This window comes from Paenibacillus sp. BJ-4 (genome assembly GCF_020404765.1).
GTDB lineage: Bacteria > Bacillota > Bacilli > Paenibacillales > Paenibacillaceae > Paenibacillus.
Genome location: NZ_JAIVEM010000006.1, coordinates 307,746 through 327,636 on the forward strand (window position 1 = coordinate 307,746; position 19,891 = coordinate 327,636).

Genomic DNA, 19,891 nt, shown 5'->3' on the forward strand with positions numbered 1-19,891 from the left:
CTAAAGTCGCACTCCATGTGAGTGCGTGGATTGAAATCCGAATTGACGTTGCAGTTTAGAGAGGGGGTAAGTCGCACTCCATGTGAGTGCGTGGATTGAAATAATGGAACGCATCTTCATTACAGTAAACGTTTAGTCGCACTCTATATGAGTGCGTGGATTGAAATGCCCGTGGTTGCCTGCGAACGGGCCCGATCAATTGTCGCACTCTATATGAGTGCGTGGATTGAAATTTTTCTCAAAAAAATAATCCATGCTAACGTTTAAAAGTCGCACTCTATATGAGTGCGTGGATTGAAATTCTTGCTGGACTGATGAAATGTAGTCGTTGTGAAAGTCGCACTCTATATGAGTGCGTGGATTGAAATTTGCCTTTGTATGTGCTGATAACTTCGTTAATAGTCGCACTCTATATGAGTGCGTGGATTGAAATCTTCGCACTACCAGGCCCATAATACGTACTTACTGGATTGTCAACAGTAAACCAGACAGCTTTTTTAAGGGCTTCTTTGCGATACTGAATAGGCGTCAGATATCCCAGCGTTCCGTGACTCCGATGTTTGTTAAACCAGTTGATGTAATCATATAGTTCCAATTCCAGATGATGAGAACTGTGGAAATCCATCTGATTAATGAACTCTGTTTTCATGATTTTATAGGTGGCTTCAGCCACGGCATTGTCGTAGGGACAGCCCTTCATGCTAAGCGAGCGACGGATTTCAAAGGTTTCCAAAAGCTCGTTCATCTTTACGTTTTTAAACTCACTGCCACGGTCTGTATGAAACCACTGAATGTGACGCAGATCCCCCTGTACGGTAGCAAAGGCGCGGGAAATCAGAGCAGCGTCCTTATTTGGAGCTGCACTATAACCAATGATTTCTCGATTGAATAAGTCGATCAGCACGCAAATGTAATGCCACCGATTCTGAACCCTTACATACGTTAGATCGCTAACAACGAAGCGCCTCTCTTCCGTCTGCTCAAATTTACGTGCCAGGACATTTGCCGTCTCTGCTTCATTGCAGGCCGCTTTGTGGGGCTTATACTGAGCGATTGTATAGGTGGAAACCAGCCCCTGCTCTTTCATGATGCGGCCAATTCGACGTCTGGACACGACTAAGCCTTGTTCATGGAGCTTAACTTTGATCTTGCGTGTACCATAAGCTTTTCGATTTTTATGAAAGATCTCCTTAATAGCTTCAGTGATCTCATCCTCATTCGATGGTTCTTGCCCTTCATAGTAAAAGGTGCTTCTTGCGACTTGCAGGACGTCACACATTGCTGATACCGAGTATTTATCACGGTTATTCTGGATGATAGCTACTTTCGTCCCATGATCAGCGCGGCTTGCTTTAAAATATCTACCTCCATTTTCAGCCGCTGGTTCTCTTTTCGTAAGGCGATGAGCTCATTGTCTTCGGAGGAGCGATTGTCCTTTTCTTTGAAGGAGCCCGTTGTCTGAGTTTGCTTGATCCAGCGGTCTAAAGCAGAAGCCGTGAGGCCATATTCCTCCACAATCGCTGCTCTGGGTTTCCCGTTTTCATAGAGCTGGACCATTTGCTTTTTGAATTCTGCTGTAAACGTACGTCGTTGTTGTTTTGGCATTGTAGAGTTCCGCTCCTTCACTTGATAGGTTTATTCTACAAGCCCTTATTTTTTCTGTCCAACTAAGTGTAGCCGATCCAGTCGCACTCTATATGAGTGCGTGGATTGAAATGTTAGAGCTTTGATCTTCATACCATGTGGCGTAGTCGCACTCTATATGAGTGCGTGGATTGAAATGGTTGTTACTCGGTATCCGGTCATAGTGTCATAACCCTGTCGCACTCCATGTGAGTGCGTGGATTGAAATAGAGTGAGTAGTGTCAACTGCCCTGTTACTTGCAGTCGCACTCTATACGAGTGCGTGGATTGAAATCGGCAGGTGGGGGGGCGGCGCAGCTGGAGGCTCGGCTTTGTTGCTCTCTATTTAACAGCTGTGTTCATAAAATTAAGAAAAGGTATATTTATAATACCTTCGTATCCTGAAATGGTATAATTAGCCAAGGGGATTCTCATTCATCAGGAGGGGCTATGGAATCAGAAGACATTCGCCGGCAATTACTAAGTCATATTCAGAGTTACAAGAAATCTACCATTCTACTTGAAGAGTTGGCAGCTTTTATGAGTGGACATGACGTTAATTATCCATCATTTGCTGAGACCATTTTACAACTCGAGGAAATGCAGATATTAGTGGGGGTCAAAGCGCATGGCAGGAACGGGAAACGGCCCGCATTGGCTTACCAATATAAAATTCGTCGAGTGTTCATGCGGCAGGGGCATTTACAAAGAATTCAACAGCACTCTGCTCAATTTCATCCAAGTATAAATCTGGATTGGTATTATGGGCAGTCTGAAGACACATGGAACAAGGACCTGACCTATATTGAACGTATTCATCATTTTTTAGCAATGCATGGATTGCCAGTCAGTGAAGTGCCGGCCCCGGAGCGAAGTTACCAATTAACGGGTGATGAGAAATGGATCACGGATGGAGGAGGAAGAGTTGTTCTGGAGCGTCTTGGTTTATGGAGCAAGATGCTTATTAAACCTGTCAGCGATCCTTTGATGTGGGCATTTAACCCTTCGCTAGAAACTTCTCAATCCTATCAGTCTCATTTGATTATCGAGAACAAGACGACCTTTCAGGCGTTATTAACAGGGCTGTCCACGTTACCTTTTTCCACCCTGATCTTTGGCTCCGGCTGGAAAATTGTTGGGAATCTGGAGATGTTTCATTTACAGTATCCGGTGCAGGATGTACAGCATACTTTTTATTATTTTGGAGATCTGGACTGGGAAGGCATCCGAATTTGGCATGCCTTGCAGGTCAAACATATGGTGAAGCTGGCAGTGGAATTCTATCTGGCTTGTCTGGAGCATAAGGGGGTGCCGGGGAAGCTGAACCAGATACGAAGCGAAGCTGATTTGGCTACTTGTCGGACGGTTCTGCCAGAGGCAGCAGGTGAGCAGTTGGAAAATATGCTGCGTAATGGTCAGTACATCCCTCAGGAAGTGCTAGGCCGGGAACAATTACTTGCGATTGGGAGATTGGGTGTATGAAACAGACGGACACAGGTATGAATGCTGGCGAGATTATATCCGGGTTTGCAGGACGAATGGGCAAGATTGCTCTTTTTGACCCTTTGTTTGAATTGAGTCGGCAGCGAAAGGTAGACCGCAATGGCAAGCAGATAGCTATGATGGAGCTGGGGCTGATGACGCTCCTGTTTTTCTTCGAGAAGAAGCTATTACGCAGTCATAAGACGAGTACGAGAGATTACATACAATTTTTAAAGGAATCACTGGCTCCACATTATGAGCTGGAACAAGTAGATCTGGAGGATGTTGGGCGTAAGATTTTACAGGTGTTCCGTCCTGCGAATGGACGGAAGCGGGAAATGCCATTTTACAATCTGGATTCAGGACAGGAAGAGATACTGCAAACTTCCATTCTACGAACAGACAAATACGATGCACAGACACAGGTTCAATATTACACATTAGATGAGGATGGACTAGAGTTGGTATTCGCAACCAAAGAATTTTATATGGAATTTCAACTGTCCATTCATCAGCTATTGCTGCGTAAACAACTGGAAAAGGGTGAATTTCAAGGCGCACTTCGTCAGATTGATGAGATGCAGGTCGATGTAGAGACTCTGCGAGAACGTATTCGCAAGGTGGAGTACGAGATTAAACGCAATATTGTATCCGACGAGACTTTCCAACGTTATCGCTCATTGCTCGAGGACATCCATCTGCGATTAAATCGTGAGAATGAGGAATTCGTGGAACTGCGGGATTTTGTCCGCGAGACACGAGACCGAATCTATGCGGATCGGGAACAGGCAAGGTTCCAACGACCTTACGAGCTGATTCTCCGTATCTCCGCTAATCTGGAGAAGGTCCATAATGAGCATACCTATCTATTGCAGCAGAGCATAGAACTGGATTCGCAGGCATTACGGGCAGCCAAGGAGTCGCTATACTACACCGGAATTAGCTCTTTCAATTTTGACCAGGACATCACCGGAATCATCATAGGGCATCCTTTGTCTCCAGATGCATTACGGGGTGTGATTTCTCCGTTTCTTACCGTAGAACAGAAGCCGTTATGGTCACTCCTGACCCTTTTTGATAAACAGCAGGTTATCAGCAAGGAGGGGGGCCAAAGCGATTCAGCAGGTTTTCTGGTGATGGATCAGGGCGAGGATAATCCTTTCAATTTGCAGCGTAAAAAAGGCGTCGTAGATATGCTCTCGTTACTTTTGGAATGTGCAAAGGTACATGGAAGCTCTAAATTTCTTTTGAGCGATTTTATTGCCTATGTAAGGCAAATGGATCTCGAGGAGTTGCTTCACAGCCGGAACTTTTATGATTACTGGATGATGATTCATCAGCGCAGTCCAATCTCTGCACAGCAACGTGAACAGAAAACGGCAGATGAGAGTGATTTGAGCCTGTATGAGGCGATGACGGATGCACTGAAAGGGTATGAACTTACAGTGTATGAAGCGACAGAATTACTGCAAGTAACGGATCGGTATGTGATCCAGGATATGATTATTGAATTGGCAGGTGCTTATGATGCAATATCTTGAGGAAGAAGTGATAACAGCCTTTCGAATTTATGCGTTGCTGACCCAGAAGGGTGAAGCGGGTTCAGACAGTCTGCAGCAATATGAGAGTGATGATAAAGTGCGCGGGCTAGTGGATCAATTTGCAGCAGAGATGGAATGCGCTGTACTGACGGCCGGGGGACGGCTCTATCTGATTCCGCTCGCGCGACTGTCTCCTTTTCATATGAGTAACGACATGCTGAAAAAAACATATTTGCGTGGAAGTGCCGTTAACGCAGACTTGTATCTCATGTATCTGGTCATGATCGTGTTCATCGGTGGGTTTTATGACAGCTACCAGACGATGGAGCCTACGCGTAATTTCCTGAATATGAATGATTGGTTGTCTCTGGTGCAGGAGAGAGTTGATGTATTACAGGAGCATGGCGATGAACATTTGGAACGTCTGAGCAAGGAGTTCTCCTACAGGTGGGTCGACATCATTGAACGCTGGAATGCGATGGATGACATTAAGGAAAATGTCAAACGCCAGAGCGGGCAAACGATCAGCCGCATTAGCTTTCTGGATACCGTCAGACGTTTCCTGTTGGAGCAGGAACTGGTATATCAGGTTGGACCGGATGAACTTGATCTGACGGAAAAGACGAAAATTATTGTACAGCGTTACTTTATGGAAGCGGAATACAACCGGGGAATTCTTGAATTCCTGTATTCATTTAAGGAGTCCACGAAGGAGGAATCTCATGCCAACAATTTCTAAAATCAGATTCACCAACGTTGTCTATGAAGCTGGAGCCAAACGGTATACCGATTCGATCTTTCATTTTGACGGTCATAATGGTGCAATTGTGCTGGAAAATGGAGGAGGGAAGACTGTCTTTATCCAGACGGCGCTTCAGGCTGTCATGCCCCATGTGGATTTGGCGGGCCGGAAAATGAAGGACACGCTTGCGCTGGAAAATGGACCTGCTCATATTGCCGTAGAGTGGCTGCTGACGGAGAAGCCCCGGCGCAGGTATGTTGTGACCTGTATCAGCTTGTTTATGGACACGAATGGAATGAGTTCTTATCGTTATGTTCATGAATATGGAGAAGGGGACGAGCACCGGATTGAGCAGATTCCATTTACAAAGACTCAGGGTGATCGGGAACGGGTGAGTGACAAGGGAGAAATTCATGATTACTATATGCACATGCAGAGCAGATATTCACTAACCTCCAAAACGTTTTTCAACACCATAGATGAGTATAAAAAATATTTGGAGGAGCAGTATCATATTATCTCCACGGAGTGGGCGGCCATAGCCAAGATTAATTCAAATGAAGGCGGGATCGAAGCCTTTTTTGATGAATGCAAGACTACTTCTCAGCTTGTTGACCGCCTTCTGATTCCGACCATTGAAAGCTCAATGGAAGGGTATAAGCAAGGAGCTTTTGTTGATCTTTTCCAGGCGCGGCAAGATAGCTTTAAGCAATATAGGGCGCTGAAGGAGAAGCTGGATACGAATCGGGATATTCTTATCCGTCTGCAAGAGTACGTGGAAGGATATACACGATATGACCAACAGAAGAAGGAATATGACGAGCGGCGGCGAGAATCGAAGGCGGCATGGCAATACCTTGAGGGTATGAAGCAAGTGACAGTTGCAGAATTGCTACAACTTGATATGCAGAAGGAAGAACTACAAGCTCAAGAGAAATTGATGGAAAAACAGGCTGATTCATTGAAAATCGCACAGGCTAAGGAAACACTGGAAGCGCTAGAAACCGTGTATTATGAGGTACAGGACGAATATGAAGCATTACAGGATCGTATCGGCTCCGAGGAGCAGCAGTATTATTCGATTAGGTATGCACAGATACGTGAGCGGCAGAAAGAAGCCGCATTCAGGCTTGAGTATATCCATAATCAGATGGAGCAACTGGAGCAATCGGCTGACGAACAGGAGCTTCAGGTGCAGTGGGATCAGAATGGTCGGCATCTGCGAGCTTTTTACATGCAAGAGGAACAGAAGCTAAAGGCAAACCTTGAGGACATGGAAGAACAACGGAAGGGGTTGGAGCAACAGCGGAATGAATGTGCAAAAAGTGAAAATATGGAGGATCAGGCTCGTGAGCAACTCGGCATAGAGGAAAGTAGAATCGTAACGCAATATGACAGTCATAAAAGCAGAGCGACAGATATTTCCAGACAAATATTAAGCAATGTGCAGACGCAATCGGTTGAACGGGAGATGTCGCTCTGGAAGGAAGAATATACAGTGCTGCAACGTGAGATTGTCGCATTTGTACAGGTCTTTCATAAGATGGAGCGGAAGAAAGAACGATTACAGCAGCTACAAGCAGATGGCAGGGTGCAGCTTGCTGCGGTAAGAGAAGAGTTGGGTAAAGTACAAGCTCAGCTAACCGCATTCGATCAGGAGCATGCACAGATGTTACAGGAACTATCTGTATTGCATCCTGCCTGGAGTCGGGTGACTTCCTTGCACACACAGGCAGATTCGATCCGTAATCGTCTGACTAGTGGGATCGTCCACAAGGAACGACAGAAGCAGGACCTGTTATATAAGGAAAGAATCGCTTACCGTTATGTGGATGACTATCAGCAGCAAGATGTATTTTTTGCTGATCCGTATGCTGCTGAGCTGGTCCACCATTGGAGTAATGAGTTCTCCATGCTTCAGTTGGGCGTGCAGTATGTGGAGCAGAGTGAGCAAGCCGGTGAACATCCACTGTGGGAAGTTACGTTATTAACCACTGTACACGAGAAAGAGAAGCTGCTGAAAAAGCTGAGACAGTCTGCGAGCAAGCTCCAGTATCCGATAAGGGTGTTGTCAACGGAGGAAGCGAAGCGCTTGCTAACCCCGGTGGGAGAGCCAACGCTGGGAGAAAGCTGGGTTGAGCCCGGACTATGGATGGACGTACAGGATTCTGCACAATTTCAAATATGGAAGCAGGCAGCAGAGGAACGAGCGGAACTAGCCAGGCAGGAACGGGAAGATCAAGAAAATAAACTCGAACAATGGCGAGATGTATTGAGGCAAACAGAACGTTTCTTTGACAGGTACAGGATAGAGAGCATACATGAACTGCGCCAGCTTCTGGAGGGACTTGGTGATCGACGTAATATCCTGCAGAAGCGACTGGATTTATGGGATGGGGAAATGAAGCACCTGGACCAGCACAAGGACGAATTACAGCAGAAGAAAAGATTGCAAGAGCAGCAAACCGCGGAGTTGGAGCGTCGCTTGAATCTGGGACATGAATGGTTAGCCATCATGCAAAAGAATCATGAATTGGAACACGAGATGGTCTCTGTGCGGGAACAAATAAACCTGAAAAGGAAGCATGTGGATAAATTCAGGCAGCAAAAAATCAGTCTGGATACTCAATGCAGGGATGCTGAAAAACAGATCATAGCTCTCGAAGGCAAGCTCCTTCATATGCAAGAAGATGAATTATACACAGAGGTTCAGGTGTACAGCCCGCTGGAGAATTCCTTTGGTTTGCAACGTTTAAGGGATGAGTATGAAAATCTGAAGATGAGGCGTCGGCAAATGATGATGTCCCGTACAGAGTTGGAAGGAAAGCAACAGAGTCTGATACGAGAAAAGAGTCAGGCGGAGCAAGAGATGTCCGTGCTACGAAAAGAACATTCCAATATTATCCTGGAGCTGGACTTGCCACCTCACGAGGAAACTAGGATGGAAGAGATTTGGAAAAAGTGCGAAGAGTTGAAAGAACGTGTCCACAAGATCAGGGCTGAGTTGGATCGTAGACGCCAGGAGCGCGATCTTCAGGGAGGTGTCGTGAAGCAACTGCTGAGCCGGTATACACTTGATCATGAGGACGAATCGCCAATATCCTTCCATGGTTCGCTAAGGCAGGTACATGAACGAATCGAGCAAACACAACGGGAACTGAGTCTCCAACTCCGTGAAGTGGATAAGGTGATGAAGTCCACGTTGGAGCAACGACGCAAATTTGAACAGGCACTGAATCAGTGGAATCAGGTCATCAAGCTATATCAGCTCGACGATCCCCAGTTGCAGAGCGCGCAGCTTACGGAGGAGCAACGCAGCGAGTGGCTCTATCAGGCATTTAAGCACAGCGAAACTGCTATTAAGGAGCTGGAGCAACGAGCAAAGCAGCGGGATCAAGAGAAGACCGGGGTCGAAGCTCACAAGCAGCGGTTTCTGGATTTTTGTAACAAATCTATTCAAGATCCAAAGCAACGCGAGATGGCCAAGAGTGGAATACGGAAAAATGATACACTCGAAGAATTACTCGATTTTGAATCTTTGCTTAGACAGAGTATCGTAAAGACGAATCAAATTGCAGAGCTGCACTTGCAGACGGAGGACCAGAAGCTGCAGCATTATATCACCCATATCCATATGCACATAAAGCAGATTGTACAGGAGTTGCGTGATCTTCCCAAGAAAACGCGTGTTAGAACAGAGAATGGGAGCAAGGAAATCTACGTATTCAAAATCCCGGAATGGGATGAAGCAGAAGGTAAACAACGCATTCATGCTCATATCGACTGGATTGTTGAGCAGTTGGATCGTACCCCGTATCAGGCTGAACATAACGAGAATTCAGTTGCACGAGTGCGTAAGGATTTGGAAAAGTGGCTGGATTCCAAGCAACTGCTGCAGAAGGTGTTGAAGCATGAAACGATCAATATTAGTTGCCATAAGGTTACGAACGATCAACAAATCACAAGTGCTAAGTTCTCTTGGGAAACCTCGAACTCCTGGTCTGGTGGAGAGCGATGGAGCAAGAACATGACTCTTTTTCTGGGCTTGCTAAATTATGTAGCCGAGCGCAAACAGCATATACAGGGGCAGATGAAGCGACACCGGGTTGTTATCCTCGATAATCCATTCGGCAAGGCATCCAGTGATCATGTTCTTAGTCCCGTGTTTTATATTGCGGAGCAGTTAGGATTTCAGATTATTGCTCTGACAGCGCATGCTGAGGGCAAATTTCTACAGGACTATTTTCCAGTTATGTATAGCTGTCGACTTCGTGGAGTTGCTGGTGAGCCCGGTAAGCAAATTATTGATCCCCACCAAAAGATGGATCAGGCTTATTTCCGCGATTTTGCTCCTGAATCCAAGGTGTATATAGGTGAAGTGAAGCAATTGGAGCTTTTTGAATAAGCATGTTGGAGACTAATATTCGCTCGTCATTGGCACGGAGGGGGCTCCGTGCTTGAGGCTGATCTGGCTCTGACCGAATATATGGTGTGTCTTATCTTCCAAGAACCGCCCTGAACTGGTGTCGATTCGTATTATGCACATCGACCTATTCCGTTTCTTTCAGCGTCAGGCAGATCAACCGAATCGTAAAGGTGCGAATATAAAGCTCCCATGAATTCCCCGAGTCCTTCGCACCTCGAAATTTGTCGAAAGGTATTGGGATCACTACTTATCCATAAAAGTCAATAGTTGATCCAAGCTTATTGGGCATCATTTTTTGCATCAATGTGGAGAATTGATATCATTAGGATTATCAAATACTACATTTTTGCTGTCGCACTCCACGTGAGTGCGTGGATTGAAATGCTGAGTGTGACGATAAGATCAGTCGTGGCAAGGTCGCACTCCACGTGAGTGCGTGGATTGAAATTTGTGGATTTAGAAAAGGATATGGGGTTCACGGGGTCGCACTCCACGTGAGTGCGTGGATTGAAATTACACGGGTAGCTGGAGTACCAATACCTTTTTCCTGTCGCACTCCACGTGAGTGCGTGGATTGAAATAGCCCTGAGTATCAGATTTTACGGATTACCTTCATGTCGCACTCCACGTGAGTGCGTGGATTGAAATAGACTTTGATTAAGGTGTATGAGAATTTATTGAAGTCGCACTCCACGTGAGTGCGTGGATTGAAATAATCTAGAGGCCAACTACGTAAGGATTAGATAAGTGGCTGGATTCCAAGTAGCTGCTGCAGAAAGTGCTGAGGCATAAAAACGATCTATATTGGTTTGCCAAGGTTACGAACAATCAACAGATTACAATGCCATGTTCTCCTAGGAGACGTGAACTCTTGGTCTGGTGGAGAGCGATGGAGCAAGAACATGACTCTTTTTTTTGGCATGTGAATTATGTAGCCGAGCGTAAACAGCATATCCAGCGACAGATGAAGCGACACCGGGGGTTGCCATCCTTGATAATCCATTCGGCAAGGCATCCAGTGACCATGTTCCTAGTCCAGTATTTTATATTGCGGAGCAGTTAGGGTTTCAGATTATTGCTCTGAAATCGCATATAAATGGCAAATTTATACAAGAATGTAATTATCACCAAAAGATGGATTATCAGGTCTATTTTCGCGATTTTGCTCCTGAATTTCACCAAAAAAACAAAGCCTCCCTGATAATCTCTTATTTTGAGATTTACAGGGGGCTATTTTTTAACAGGACTTATGCAAAATCCTATTAAAGCTTGGTAGTCACTTTCGCTTGTGAAACTATTTATTTTACTTAATTGAAATATAAAGGTTAATTAAAATCTATAAAACATGATTAAGAAATATTATCCTTGTAAAATACATACAAACGTAATTATAATTAACATGATCCTTAATACCTATATAAATAAGGTCTATTTTGCCAGTTTTATAACATGAGTTGAATTATTTTTAGGACTAATTAATCAGGAATAACACAAATGTGAATGATAGAGAGGGCAAGAGAAAATGGGGAAAATTGAAGTCAGCAAAGATAGTAAGGTTGAAAATGTATTTGAGCGTATTCATCAGAATTACCGTTACCTGAATCAGATGATGGTAGAAGAGATCGATATTGCTTCTGAGCATGGAACAATTAGTGGGAACTATCGCGAGGAGAGGTGGGTCAAATTTTTCCGAAGTATTATCCCTCTCAAATACTCACTGGCACAGGGGGTTATTATCATTGACTCGAACAATAACCGATCCAGGGAAGTGGATATTGCTGTCTACGATGAGCAGTATACACCTTACGTCTTCCAATATAATACGCTCAAGTTCATTCCAATCGAAGCCGTAGTGGTAGCTATTGAGTGCAAGAGTACAAATTGGGAATATGAAAAAATCATAGAATGGACAGAAAGTATTAAAAACTTACAACCACGAACGACGGGCATTGCGCGGATGGTGCAGGGGTATGTAACTGGGATCACAAACAAAACGCAGCAACGTACTCGACCTATTTTTATTCTTGCAAGCAATTTCCAGAGACAACAACAGACAGCCATAGATCAAGTTGCAAAGAATATTAAAGGGGCATTCGATTTTATTCTGCTAAAAAGAGTTGAGCCGGGTAGTAAAGGAATTGTCAGAGAATTTGATTTGCTGGTCGAACACGAGAATGAAAAGCTTGGCTGGTGGGGGGATCAATTGAATCTTGGGATACAAAATATCGGTAATATGAACGTGATTCCTTCAAACTGGAAAGATGAAGATAAGCAAGGGTTTAAAATACAAGTGGACAGCGGGCAATATAGCGAACTGAAATTTTCGGAAAACGCCATGTCACTTGAAAATACGCTGAGTGATTTGAAAATACCAGGCAATCCGCTTTTGACCTTAAACTTCCAGCTTAACCAGTTGCTCATGTTGCTGAATAACCCTATGTTGTTTCCTCATTTCGCTTATGCCAAAGCTTTTAGAGAGCTTACAGCAATCGGGGACGACAGTATCGAAGAGGATGCCAATTAAATAGATGGATTAAGAAAGGAGACTCGCATGGGAAGAAAACTGGAAAGTCCTGAAACCACTATCTCCAGTCTGGAAAAAAGTATCGCTCAAATTGCTAATCTGCATAACGTTTATGACATAACGGTCGTGACTCCTATGTTTGGGGGAGGCTATCTTGCAGGGCAGATTGATACAGAACAATTGGTTCGTACAGGCACGGTGCGGGGACAGTTACGTTTCTGGTGGCGGGCAACGCGTGGTGCAGCTTATGAAAATGTATATGAACTGCGCAAACGAGAAGTAGAGATTTTTGGAGATACAAGTCGGCCAAGTTGCGTGAAGATTTGGATTGAGCAAACGACCTCTAAGTCTACAGGTAGAATTCATTTTCCCAAATATGCGTTATATTCAGCAGGCGCCGAAGTGGATACTGCTAAAAAGAACTCTATCGAGCACACTATTGGGCATACATTCAAGCTTCATATCATTTATAAGCAACCATTCGATGATATTGCAAAATCTATGGATCTTGAAGAAATAGAACGCAAAGAGATAGAGCCTGCACTATGGGCCTGGATCAACTTCGGTGGAGTAGGGGCAAGAACACGCAGAGGGTGTGGGAGTTTATATTGTGAGGGAATTTCTCCTACTATAGATAACTGTACCCATGAAAATTTTTTGCCGTGGTTTGATAAACAAATAGAAAAGTACGATTTGAATCTGTTACAGGCGAATCAAAGTCGTAAATGGCCAACGCTCTGCAAACACATTAAATTTCGTCCCCATACAGAGGGGATACAGGATGCTTGGAATGAGGCAATTGAAGCTTATCGCCTATTTCGCAGACGTGCGAACAAAGGGAAAGATAAACACAAACCTGGAAGAAGCCACTGGCCGGAAGCAGATTCCATTCGAACGATTACAGGTATGGCACATCCCAAACATAAGAAAAAATGTCCAGCCAGTAAACCTGATAAGCTGATTGCTTTTCCAAGAGCACAACTTGGTTTACCAATTATTTTTGAGTTTAAGCAAAAAATGGATGAGGACAAAAGCCTATCTTATGAAGAACTCCGTAATAGAAAACGATGGGAAAAGGAACCATACAAAACGCAACTTGTTCCCAAAAACAAGGATCGCCTTGCTTCTCCGGTAATTTTAAAGCCACTAGCCTGTAGTCCTCATAAGTCGCTTGGAATAGTGGCTGTCCTAAATCAACCTATGTTGGAGGGGGTTGATTTAGAGGCAAACGGTAGAACTGTAAAGCAAGTTGGAACAAAAGAAATATACCCTGACATTTCATATGATGATAACCCTATGCAAGATAATAAAAAAGTCTATATGTCTGCTGTTGAGGCTTTTTTAAACAGTAAGGAGGTCGGAAAATTTTGCAAGAGCACAAATCTGAAGAGATACTGATGATGTTTTCCATCGGACCTGTGCAAGAATTTATCGCCCAGGCACGTAGAACGCGAGATCTATGGTTTGGCTCATATTTGCTCTCTGAATTAAGTATAGCGGGAGCACGGAAATTCCGGGAACTGGGTGGCCGATTGGTTTTTCCTGCGATGGTGACGGTCACAAACTCCAAACAAGTAGAGAAAATGAGTGCACCAAACAAGATTCTGGGGATAATGGATACAGATCAGCCGAGCAAGATTGCTTGGCAAGTCAGAAGGGCTATCCAAGGCAAATGGAAGGAGTATGCCAGAGCGGCTGAGGAGAAAATTGGGCGTATTATTAATATACGCACGTGGGACCGACAAGTCAGCGATTTACTTGAGTTTCAAGCGGCTTGGACAGCGATGCAAGGACTAAATTACGATGAAGCATTAAGCAGAACAGAACAATTATTAGCTGCCCGTAAGACCCTGCGGGATTTTAAGCAGAACGACCCAGGCGCGATGTATGGTGAGAAAAAATCTTCTCTGGACGGCGGTCGTGAATCAGTATGGATCAACCACGATAGGAACATTGAGCGGCTTTTACGGTTGGGAATTAAAGAACACGAGACCTTAGACGCCATCTCCGTCATTAAACGGTTGTCTTTAATACTTCACCCTGACCAAGAGCGGTTTCTTTCGGTTTGCGAAACGGCCTTTCTGCCTTTCCAAGACCAAATTCGTGACGTTACTTTCATAGGTTCGGCAGTGACCGATTATTTGCATACCGTGAATGAATTGTTGGGAAAAGAGAATTTAAAGCCAGCAAACAAGCTAGATTCCAATTCCTATGACGCGCGTCTTTTTTATGAACGTCGAATCGAGGATTATCTTGAAGAATGCGTTATGGTTCCCAAGGAACGTAAAGAGAACCTCAAAGATTCTATCGCGAACGAGTTGGAGCAGATGTATGTCCAGTTGGAGGAGAAATCAAGGGATCATCAGTTTGATTTTGTCCGTCCAACTCCTTATTATGCTTTTCTAGTTGCTGACGGTGATCGCATGGGTGAACATCTTCGCAACATTAAGGATGAGCAAAGCCATATTGAATTTTCAACTGCGCTCTCCAGATTTGCTCTGGAGGCAGTAAAAATTATGAAAAAGCATCAGGGACAGCTTGTTTATGGTGGCGGAGATGATGTCATGGCCTATTTGCCAGTTCATACATGTCTGGATGCAGCCAATGAATTGCGGAAGGCTTTTATAGATAAAATGGGTTCTGTAATCTCAAACCCGACTCTCTCTGTGGGAATAGTGATCGCTCATATGCTTGAACCTCTTGAAGAAGTGCGTCATATGGCACATGAAGCAGAACGCCAGGCCAAGAGAACGCGTAATGCACTGGCGGTCCACTTTCACAAGCGGGGCGGGGGCGATCTGATAAAAGTAGCCATGCCATTTGATCTTCATCCTGTGGAGCAAATGAAGGCATTGCGCGATCATAAAGTGTTTTTTTCTGCCCAGTTTGCCTATGAACTCCGCAGCATGTACCAAAGCTACGAGGAGATGGCTAAGGGCTCATCGTGGCTCAGTGATCAGAAATTGCTCGCGGAATTACTCTGGATGGAGATTGAGCGTCTGGCGTTCAAGAAGAAGCCGGAAAGAATAGATAAGGAAACCATCCAAGAGCAGTGGATTCCTAAACTGAAGGAACTATATGATACCGAAAAAGAGCCATTAGAACGATTTCGGATATTGGCAGAGCAACTCATTTTGACGATTCATTTGGAAAAGGGGGGAGCGACTTATGAAGAAACGACTGCAAGTAAAACCTCTTGATCCTATTATGGTACGGGACGGAAGACCATTTAGCGCTACGCCGGGAATCCGGGCCCACACATTAAGCGATGTCACGCCAAGTATGCTTGCGGGTACGATCCGCACGATGCTGGCTAAAAGGGAACAAGCACAAGAAGGGAAGTCGTTCCTCAGCCTTAACCATTTTGCTAAATTGAATGTTCGAGGTCCAATATACAAATACCGAGAAAGCTTGTATTTTGCCATGCCTCAGGACGCTGAAATATATGAAGAACATGGGAAAGCCAGTATCCAATTCATCCAACCAGTTAACTTGACAGGGGGTCAACATGACAGACAGGGATTTTTTGGTGTAGGTCAGGAAGGACGTCTGGCAGATGTGCTCTGGCCGCCACTTGGAGCAGGAACACACAAAGGAATGAAGGAAGCACCAGCATACATCTCGAAGGAGCAAATGGTGCATTGGCTGACAGGTTCCAAGTCAGAAGAAACGTGGTCCAAGCTTCTCGAACAATGGCGTCTGGATCAGAAAAACATTTCATTGCACGCAGCTAGTGAAACATCACCTTTTCTGCCCGCATTTATTCGTGAAGAACGTACACATACTGCAATCGACCCCAAGACGTATACCGCCAAGGAACAGCAACTATTTTCGACACAATCACTGGTTTTTCCACCAGAGTTCACTGTGGAGGCTGAGATTGACTTTGGAGAGCATATGTCCGGTTGTACAGGCAAAATATCAGAACTGCATCCCATGGGGGGCAAGCGCAGACTGGCTCACTTCAGTGAGATGGAAGATGACTTGTCATGGAATTGTCCCGTAGCCATTCAAGAAAGCATGCAGGGGGCGTCATATATTCGCATGGTATTAGCGACTCCTGCTTATTTCCGAAAAGGCTGGTTGCCAGGCTGGCTGGACGAAAATCTCCAAACTAAAAATCTATGGAAGTGCGGAGTAGAGCTTCAATTGCGCTGGGCTTGTGTCCCACGGTGGCAGCCTGTATCGGGATGGAGTTACTCGAAGGATGATTTGTATAGCGAAAAGGCGGTTCGGCGCATGGTTCCAGCAGGAAGCGTATATTTCTTTGAAGTCACCAAAGGGGATGCGGCTGATTTGGCGAAGGAGATGTGGTTACAATCCGTGTCGGACACGAATCGCCGCAAAGAGGCTTTTGACAAAGAAGACGGGTATGGATTGGCTTTATGGGGGAAATGGAACATTACAGACACAACTCAAAAGAACAAATAATAAATAAACCTACTATAAAGGAGCAAGGGAAATGGAAAATGTAAGCCAGTGGTACTGGATACACTGTTTGTCTCCACTACATATCGGTTCGGGAGAAGGACTTGGGGCAATTGATTTGCCTATTATGCGCGAGAAGGTGACTGAATGGCCTATGATTCCTGGTAGTAGCATGAAAGGGGTAAAGAGAGATTACTATCGAGTTAAAGAGGGAGAAAACGCTTGGTTCAAGCAAGCATTCGGTAAATCAGATAACAATGGGACCGAAGCTGGAGCGCTTGTTATTTCCGATGGACGGATTCTTGCTTTTCCGGTAGCCAGCCGATATGGAACCTTCGCTTATGTTACTTCCCCTATGGTACTGAAACGCCTAGTACGAGATGCAGCAGCGATGGGGATGTCTTTGGATATTCCAGATTTAGATCAATTTGAGAAAGATGCGAAAAACGGTGAAATCGCTTGGACAACTACAGATTCTGTAGTGGACAGCCAACAGCAAGTTTTCCTGGACGAGTTCTATGGTAAGGCGGAAATATCGCATGGCTTTACCACCTGGGCGAGTTGGCTGGCGAATATGCTGTTCGATGAAAATGAACCTTATTCAAAGCAGATGTTCATCGAGCGGCTTGTATTAGTATCGGACGACACATTCAGATACTTTACAACGATGTGTTGTGAGATTACGCCACGCATTCGAATACAGGAAGATACGAAAACTACGCAAGCGGGTGCGCTATGGTATGAGGAATATGTACCTACAGAAGCCATCTTTTACGGAATGATCTGGTGTGATCGGGTAGATGGATCGTCAGATATCTCCAAACGGATTTCCAATCTTCAACATATGAAAAAAGAAATATTCTTACAACTTGGAGGCAATGCAAGTGTCGGCAAAGGGCGCGTGCGCTGCCGCCTCTCGGGAGGCGGAGATCAATGAAATCATCCCAGCATGAGTACGCGCAGGCCGCATTTGAAGGAATAAAGTCATTAGATGCGGACTCCGTCGTTGCCCAGCAATATGGGCAGCTCTGTCACCGTTTTCCTTCGCTCGTTCTGACCAACGGTTTACGTCTGGCCGTTACCTTCTTTCAGGCGAAGTCCAAGAGCGTAGAAAGTCCACATGCTTTATATTTGCAGCATATGCGGAATGCGCTTGATCTCGATAAATCTTGGAAAGAAGAACTCGAAAAACAAAACGCAGACTATCTTCACTTGTCGCGGCGGGTACTGAGTGCCTCCGTCTGGTTTAAGCGGTATGCGGAAGCCATTCTGAAAATCGAACAAGGAGCGGATACACCGGAACAGGAGGGCATCTCATGAACGCCCATCTGGCTATGACGAAGAGTAACGAAGGTTCGCAGGATATGTCCTTAAAACTGATTGCTAGCAAAGAGGATGGTAGAGGGGATGCCAAACGAGCTTTCTACCAGAAACTGATCAAGGCTTATGAAATGGACTGGAACACGGCAAAAAAAAGCTGGTATGAACATTACTATACACGATACTGCAAGCATGAGAACTTTGGAGCCACTACATTGTTGCCTATTGTGGTTAGGTCACAAACATCGCTCGTCATTGGGCACGGAGGGGACTCCGTGCTTGAGACTGGTTTGGCCTTGCACCGTATTTATGGTGTGCCTTACCTTCCAGGAACTGCCCTGAAGGGTGTCGCTTCGCATTATGCACATCGACAACTGGGTGATCAGCACCCAGCATTGAAGCGTGCAGGAGCCGACTACGACATTTTATTTGGCACACAAACATCAGCTGGATGTATTCAATTTCACGACGCCCTTCCCACGCCAGAAACAGTTTGCACAGCGCTCAAACAGGATGTGCTTACACCGCATCACCAGGATTATAACGGCATTATTGTAGAGCCTTATCATAAGGACATTGAATACGAGGCTCCACGTGACGATGATTCTCCTGTCCCTATTTCATTTCTTTCAGCGTCGGCTCATTTCCGCATCATATTAACCTGTGAGGGAGAGCAGGAACAAGCTATGAAATGGCTAAGCTTGGCAAAAGCAATCCTGCTCGGAGCGCTAAGAGATGAAGGCATTGGTGGGAAGACCAACGCAGGATATGGAAGGTTGTTAGAGGTTTAATTGAACAGTGAAGTGAAGGTGCGAATGTAAAGCTCCCATGAATTCCCCGGGTCCTTCGCACCTCGAAATTTGTCGAAAGGTATTGGGATCACTACTTATCCATAAAAGTCAATAGTTGATCCAAGTTTATTGGGCATCATTTTTTGCATCAATGTGGAGAATTGATATCATTAGGGTATTAATTACTTCATTTTCGCGGTCGCACTCTATATGAGTGCGTGGATTGAAATCTGCCTAATCCGTTTACAAAATAGATAAAACCAAGTCGCACTCTATATGAGTGCGTGGATTGAAATTTCATCGGGCACTCCTGATACTGGTAGTTCAACAGTCGCACTCTATATGAGTGCGTGGATTGAAATCGTCCTGATGCTTTACTAAACCGTGAGCAGGCTTGTCGCACTCTATATGAGTGCGTGGATTGAAATCAATACCTGTGGCAGACGCGACCTATCAATCGCAGCGTCGCACTCTATATGAGTGCGTGGATTGAAATAATAAGCTGCTTGATTTTTTGTCCTATCCGCTTGGGTCGCACTCTATATGAGTGCGTGGATTGAAATTGCCATACCTGCAGGCTTTTTAGCAGACCCAGCCCGTCGCACTCTATATGAGTGCGTGGATTGAAATTAAACTGCTTTGAGTAACGAAAGGAGTCTCACAGTCGCACTCTATATGAGTGCGTGGATTGAAATCCCTACTCGTCCTCGTGCTTGCTGCACTTGCTGCGTCGCACTCTATATGAGTGCGTGGATTGAAATGACCAGTCGTAAATGGTAGAAGGGCGGTAGAGAAAGTCGCACTCTATATGAGTGCGTGGATTGAAATAAGCCAAGCGATACAGCAAAAACATAGGTATAGAAGTCGCACTCTATATGAGTGCGTGGGTTGAAATTACGAAGACGGCCATCCTAAAAGTTGCGTAATCACAGTCGCACTCTATATGAGTGCGTGGATTGAAATTCGTCTATCATATCCACTGGCATATCTATCATCGTCGCACTCTATATGAGT

At 45.0% G+C, this 19,891-nt stretch carries 11 protein-coding genes, 1 pseudogene and 3 CRISPR repeat arrays (2 of these 15 only partly in view); of the genes and pseudogenes, 11 read left to right on the forward strand and 1 reads right to left on the reverse strand.

Annotated features, from left to right (window positions below; translation table 11 throughout):
- Positions 1-434: direct repeats of the CRISPR family, unit length 32 nt; unit sequence GTCGCACTCTATATGAGTGCGTGGATTGAAAT (it extends 330 nt beyond the left edge of the window).
- Between the two features lie 53 nt (positions 435-487).
- A pseudogene (locus tag LCF57_RS03290) lies at positions 488-1,605 on the reverse strand (IS3 family transposase); the annotation flags it as partial.
- Between the two features lie 468 nt (positions 1,606-2,073).
- On the opposite strand from LCF57_RS03290, the gene LCF57_RS03295 reads away from it, so the two are divergent.
- The 11 genes from LCF57_RS03295 to cmr6 all read left to right on the forward strand — a co-directional run bounded on the left by LCF57_RS03295 (position 2,074) and on the right by cmr6 (position 18,877).
- Positions 2,074-3,105: a Wadjet anti-phage system protein JetD domain-containing protein gene (locus LCF57_RS03295; RefSeq protein WP_225999419.1), complete on the forward strand. Its 1,032-nt coding sequence runs from the start codon at positions 2,074-2,076 to the stop codon at positions 3,103-3,105.
- Complete coding sequence (locus tag LCF57_RS03300) at positions 3,102-4,646, forward strand: replicative DNA helicase (protein ID WP_225999420.1); 1,545 nt, start codon at positions 3,102-3,104, stop codon at positions 4,644-4,646. The genes LCF57_RS03295 and LCF57_RS03300 overlap by 4 nt, the downstream gene beginning before the upstream one ends.
- Positions 4,633-5,385, forward strand: coding sequence for a DUF6063 family protein (locus LCF57_RS03305; RefSeq protein WP_225999421.1), 753 nt, complete (start codon positions 4,633-4,635; stop codon positions 5,383-5,385). Before LCF57_RS03300 ends, LCF57_RS03305 begins: the two co-directional genes overlap by 14 nt.
- Positions 5,369-9,793 (forward strand): chromosome segregation ATPase, encoded by a 4,425-nt coding sequence (locus tag LCF57_RS03310; RefSeq protein WP_225999422.1) that lies wholly within the window; start codon positions 5,369-5,371, stop codon positions 9,791-9,793. Before LCF57_RS03305 ends, LCF57_RS03310 begins: the two co-directional genes overlap by 17 nt.
- A gap of 372 nt (positions 9,794-10,165) precedes the next feature.
- Positions 10,166-10,528: direct repeats of the CRISPR family, unit length 32 nt; unit sequence GTCGCACTCCACGTGAGTGCGTGGATTGAAAT.
- 808 nt (positions 10,529-11,336) lie between these two features.
- A complete protein-coding gene (locus tag LCF57_RS03315; RefSeq protein WP_225999423.1) occupies positions 11,337-12,338 on the forward strand; it encodes a DUF6602 domain-containing protein in 1,002 nt (333 codons plus the stop codon).
- Positions 12,339-12,365: 27 nt separating this feature from the next.
- Positions 12,366-13,736, forward strand: a complete 1,371-nt coding sequence (gene cmr1, locus LCF57_RS03320) for a type III-B CRISPR module RAMP protein Cmr1 (protein WP_225999424.1) — start codon at positions 12,366-12,368, stop codon at positions 13,734-13,736.
- Positions 13,706-15,538: a type III-B CRISPR-associated protein Cas10/Cmr2 gene (gene cas10 / locus LCF57_RS03325; RefSeq protein WP_225999425.1), complete on the forward strand. Its 1,833-nt coding sequence runs from the start codon at positions 13,706-13,708 to the stop codon at positions 15,536-15,538. The genes cmr1 and cas10 overlap by 31 nt, the downstream gene beginning before the upstream one ends.
- Positions 15,507-16,769: a type III-B CRISPR module-associated protein Cmr3 gene (cmr3, locus tag LCF57_RS03330; protein ID WP_225999426.1), complete on the forward strand. Its 1,263-nt coding sequence runs from the start codon at positions 15,507-15,509 to the stop codon at positions 16,767-16,769. The genes cas10 and cmr3 overlap by 32 nt, the downstream gene beginning before the upstream one ends.
- Before the next feature lie 31 nt (positions 16,770-16,800).
- Positions 16,801-17,703 carry a type III-B CRISPR module RAMP protein Cmr4 gene (cmr4, locus tag LCF57_RS03335; protein ID WP_225999427.1) on the forward strand — a complete coding sequence of 301 codons (903 nt, stop codon included), beginning with the start codon at positions 16,801-16,803 and terminating at the stop codon, positions 17,701-17,703.
- Positions 17,700-18,086, forward strand: a complete 387-nt coding sequence (gene cmr5, locus LCF57_RS03340) for a type III-B CRISPR module-associated protein Cmr5 (RefSeq protein WP_025721215.1) — start codon at positions 17,700-17,702, stop codon at positions 18,084-18,086. The genes cmr4 and cmr5 overlap by 4 nt, the downstream gene beginning before the upstream one ends.
- Complete coding sequence (gene cmr6, locus LCF57_RS03345) at positions 18,083-18,877, forward strand: type III-B CRISPR module RAMP protein Cmr6 (RefSeq protein WP_025721216.1); 795 nt, start codon at positions 18,083-18,085, stop codon at positions 18,875-18,877. The genes cmr5 and cmr6 overlap by 4 nt, the downstream gene beginning before the upstream one ends.
- A 198-nt stretch (positions 18,878-19,075) precedes the next feature.
- Positions 19,076-19,891: a CRISPR direct-repeat array (repeat unit 32 nt; unit sequence GTCGCACTCTATATGAGTGCGTGGATTGAAAT) (it continues 14 nt past the right edge of the window).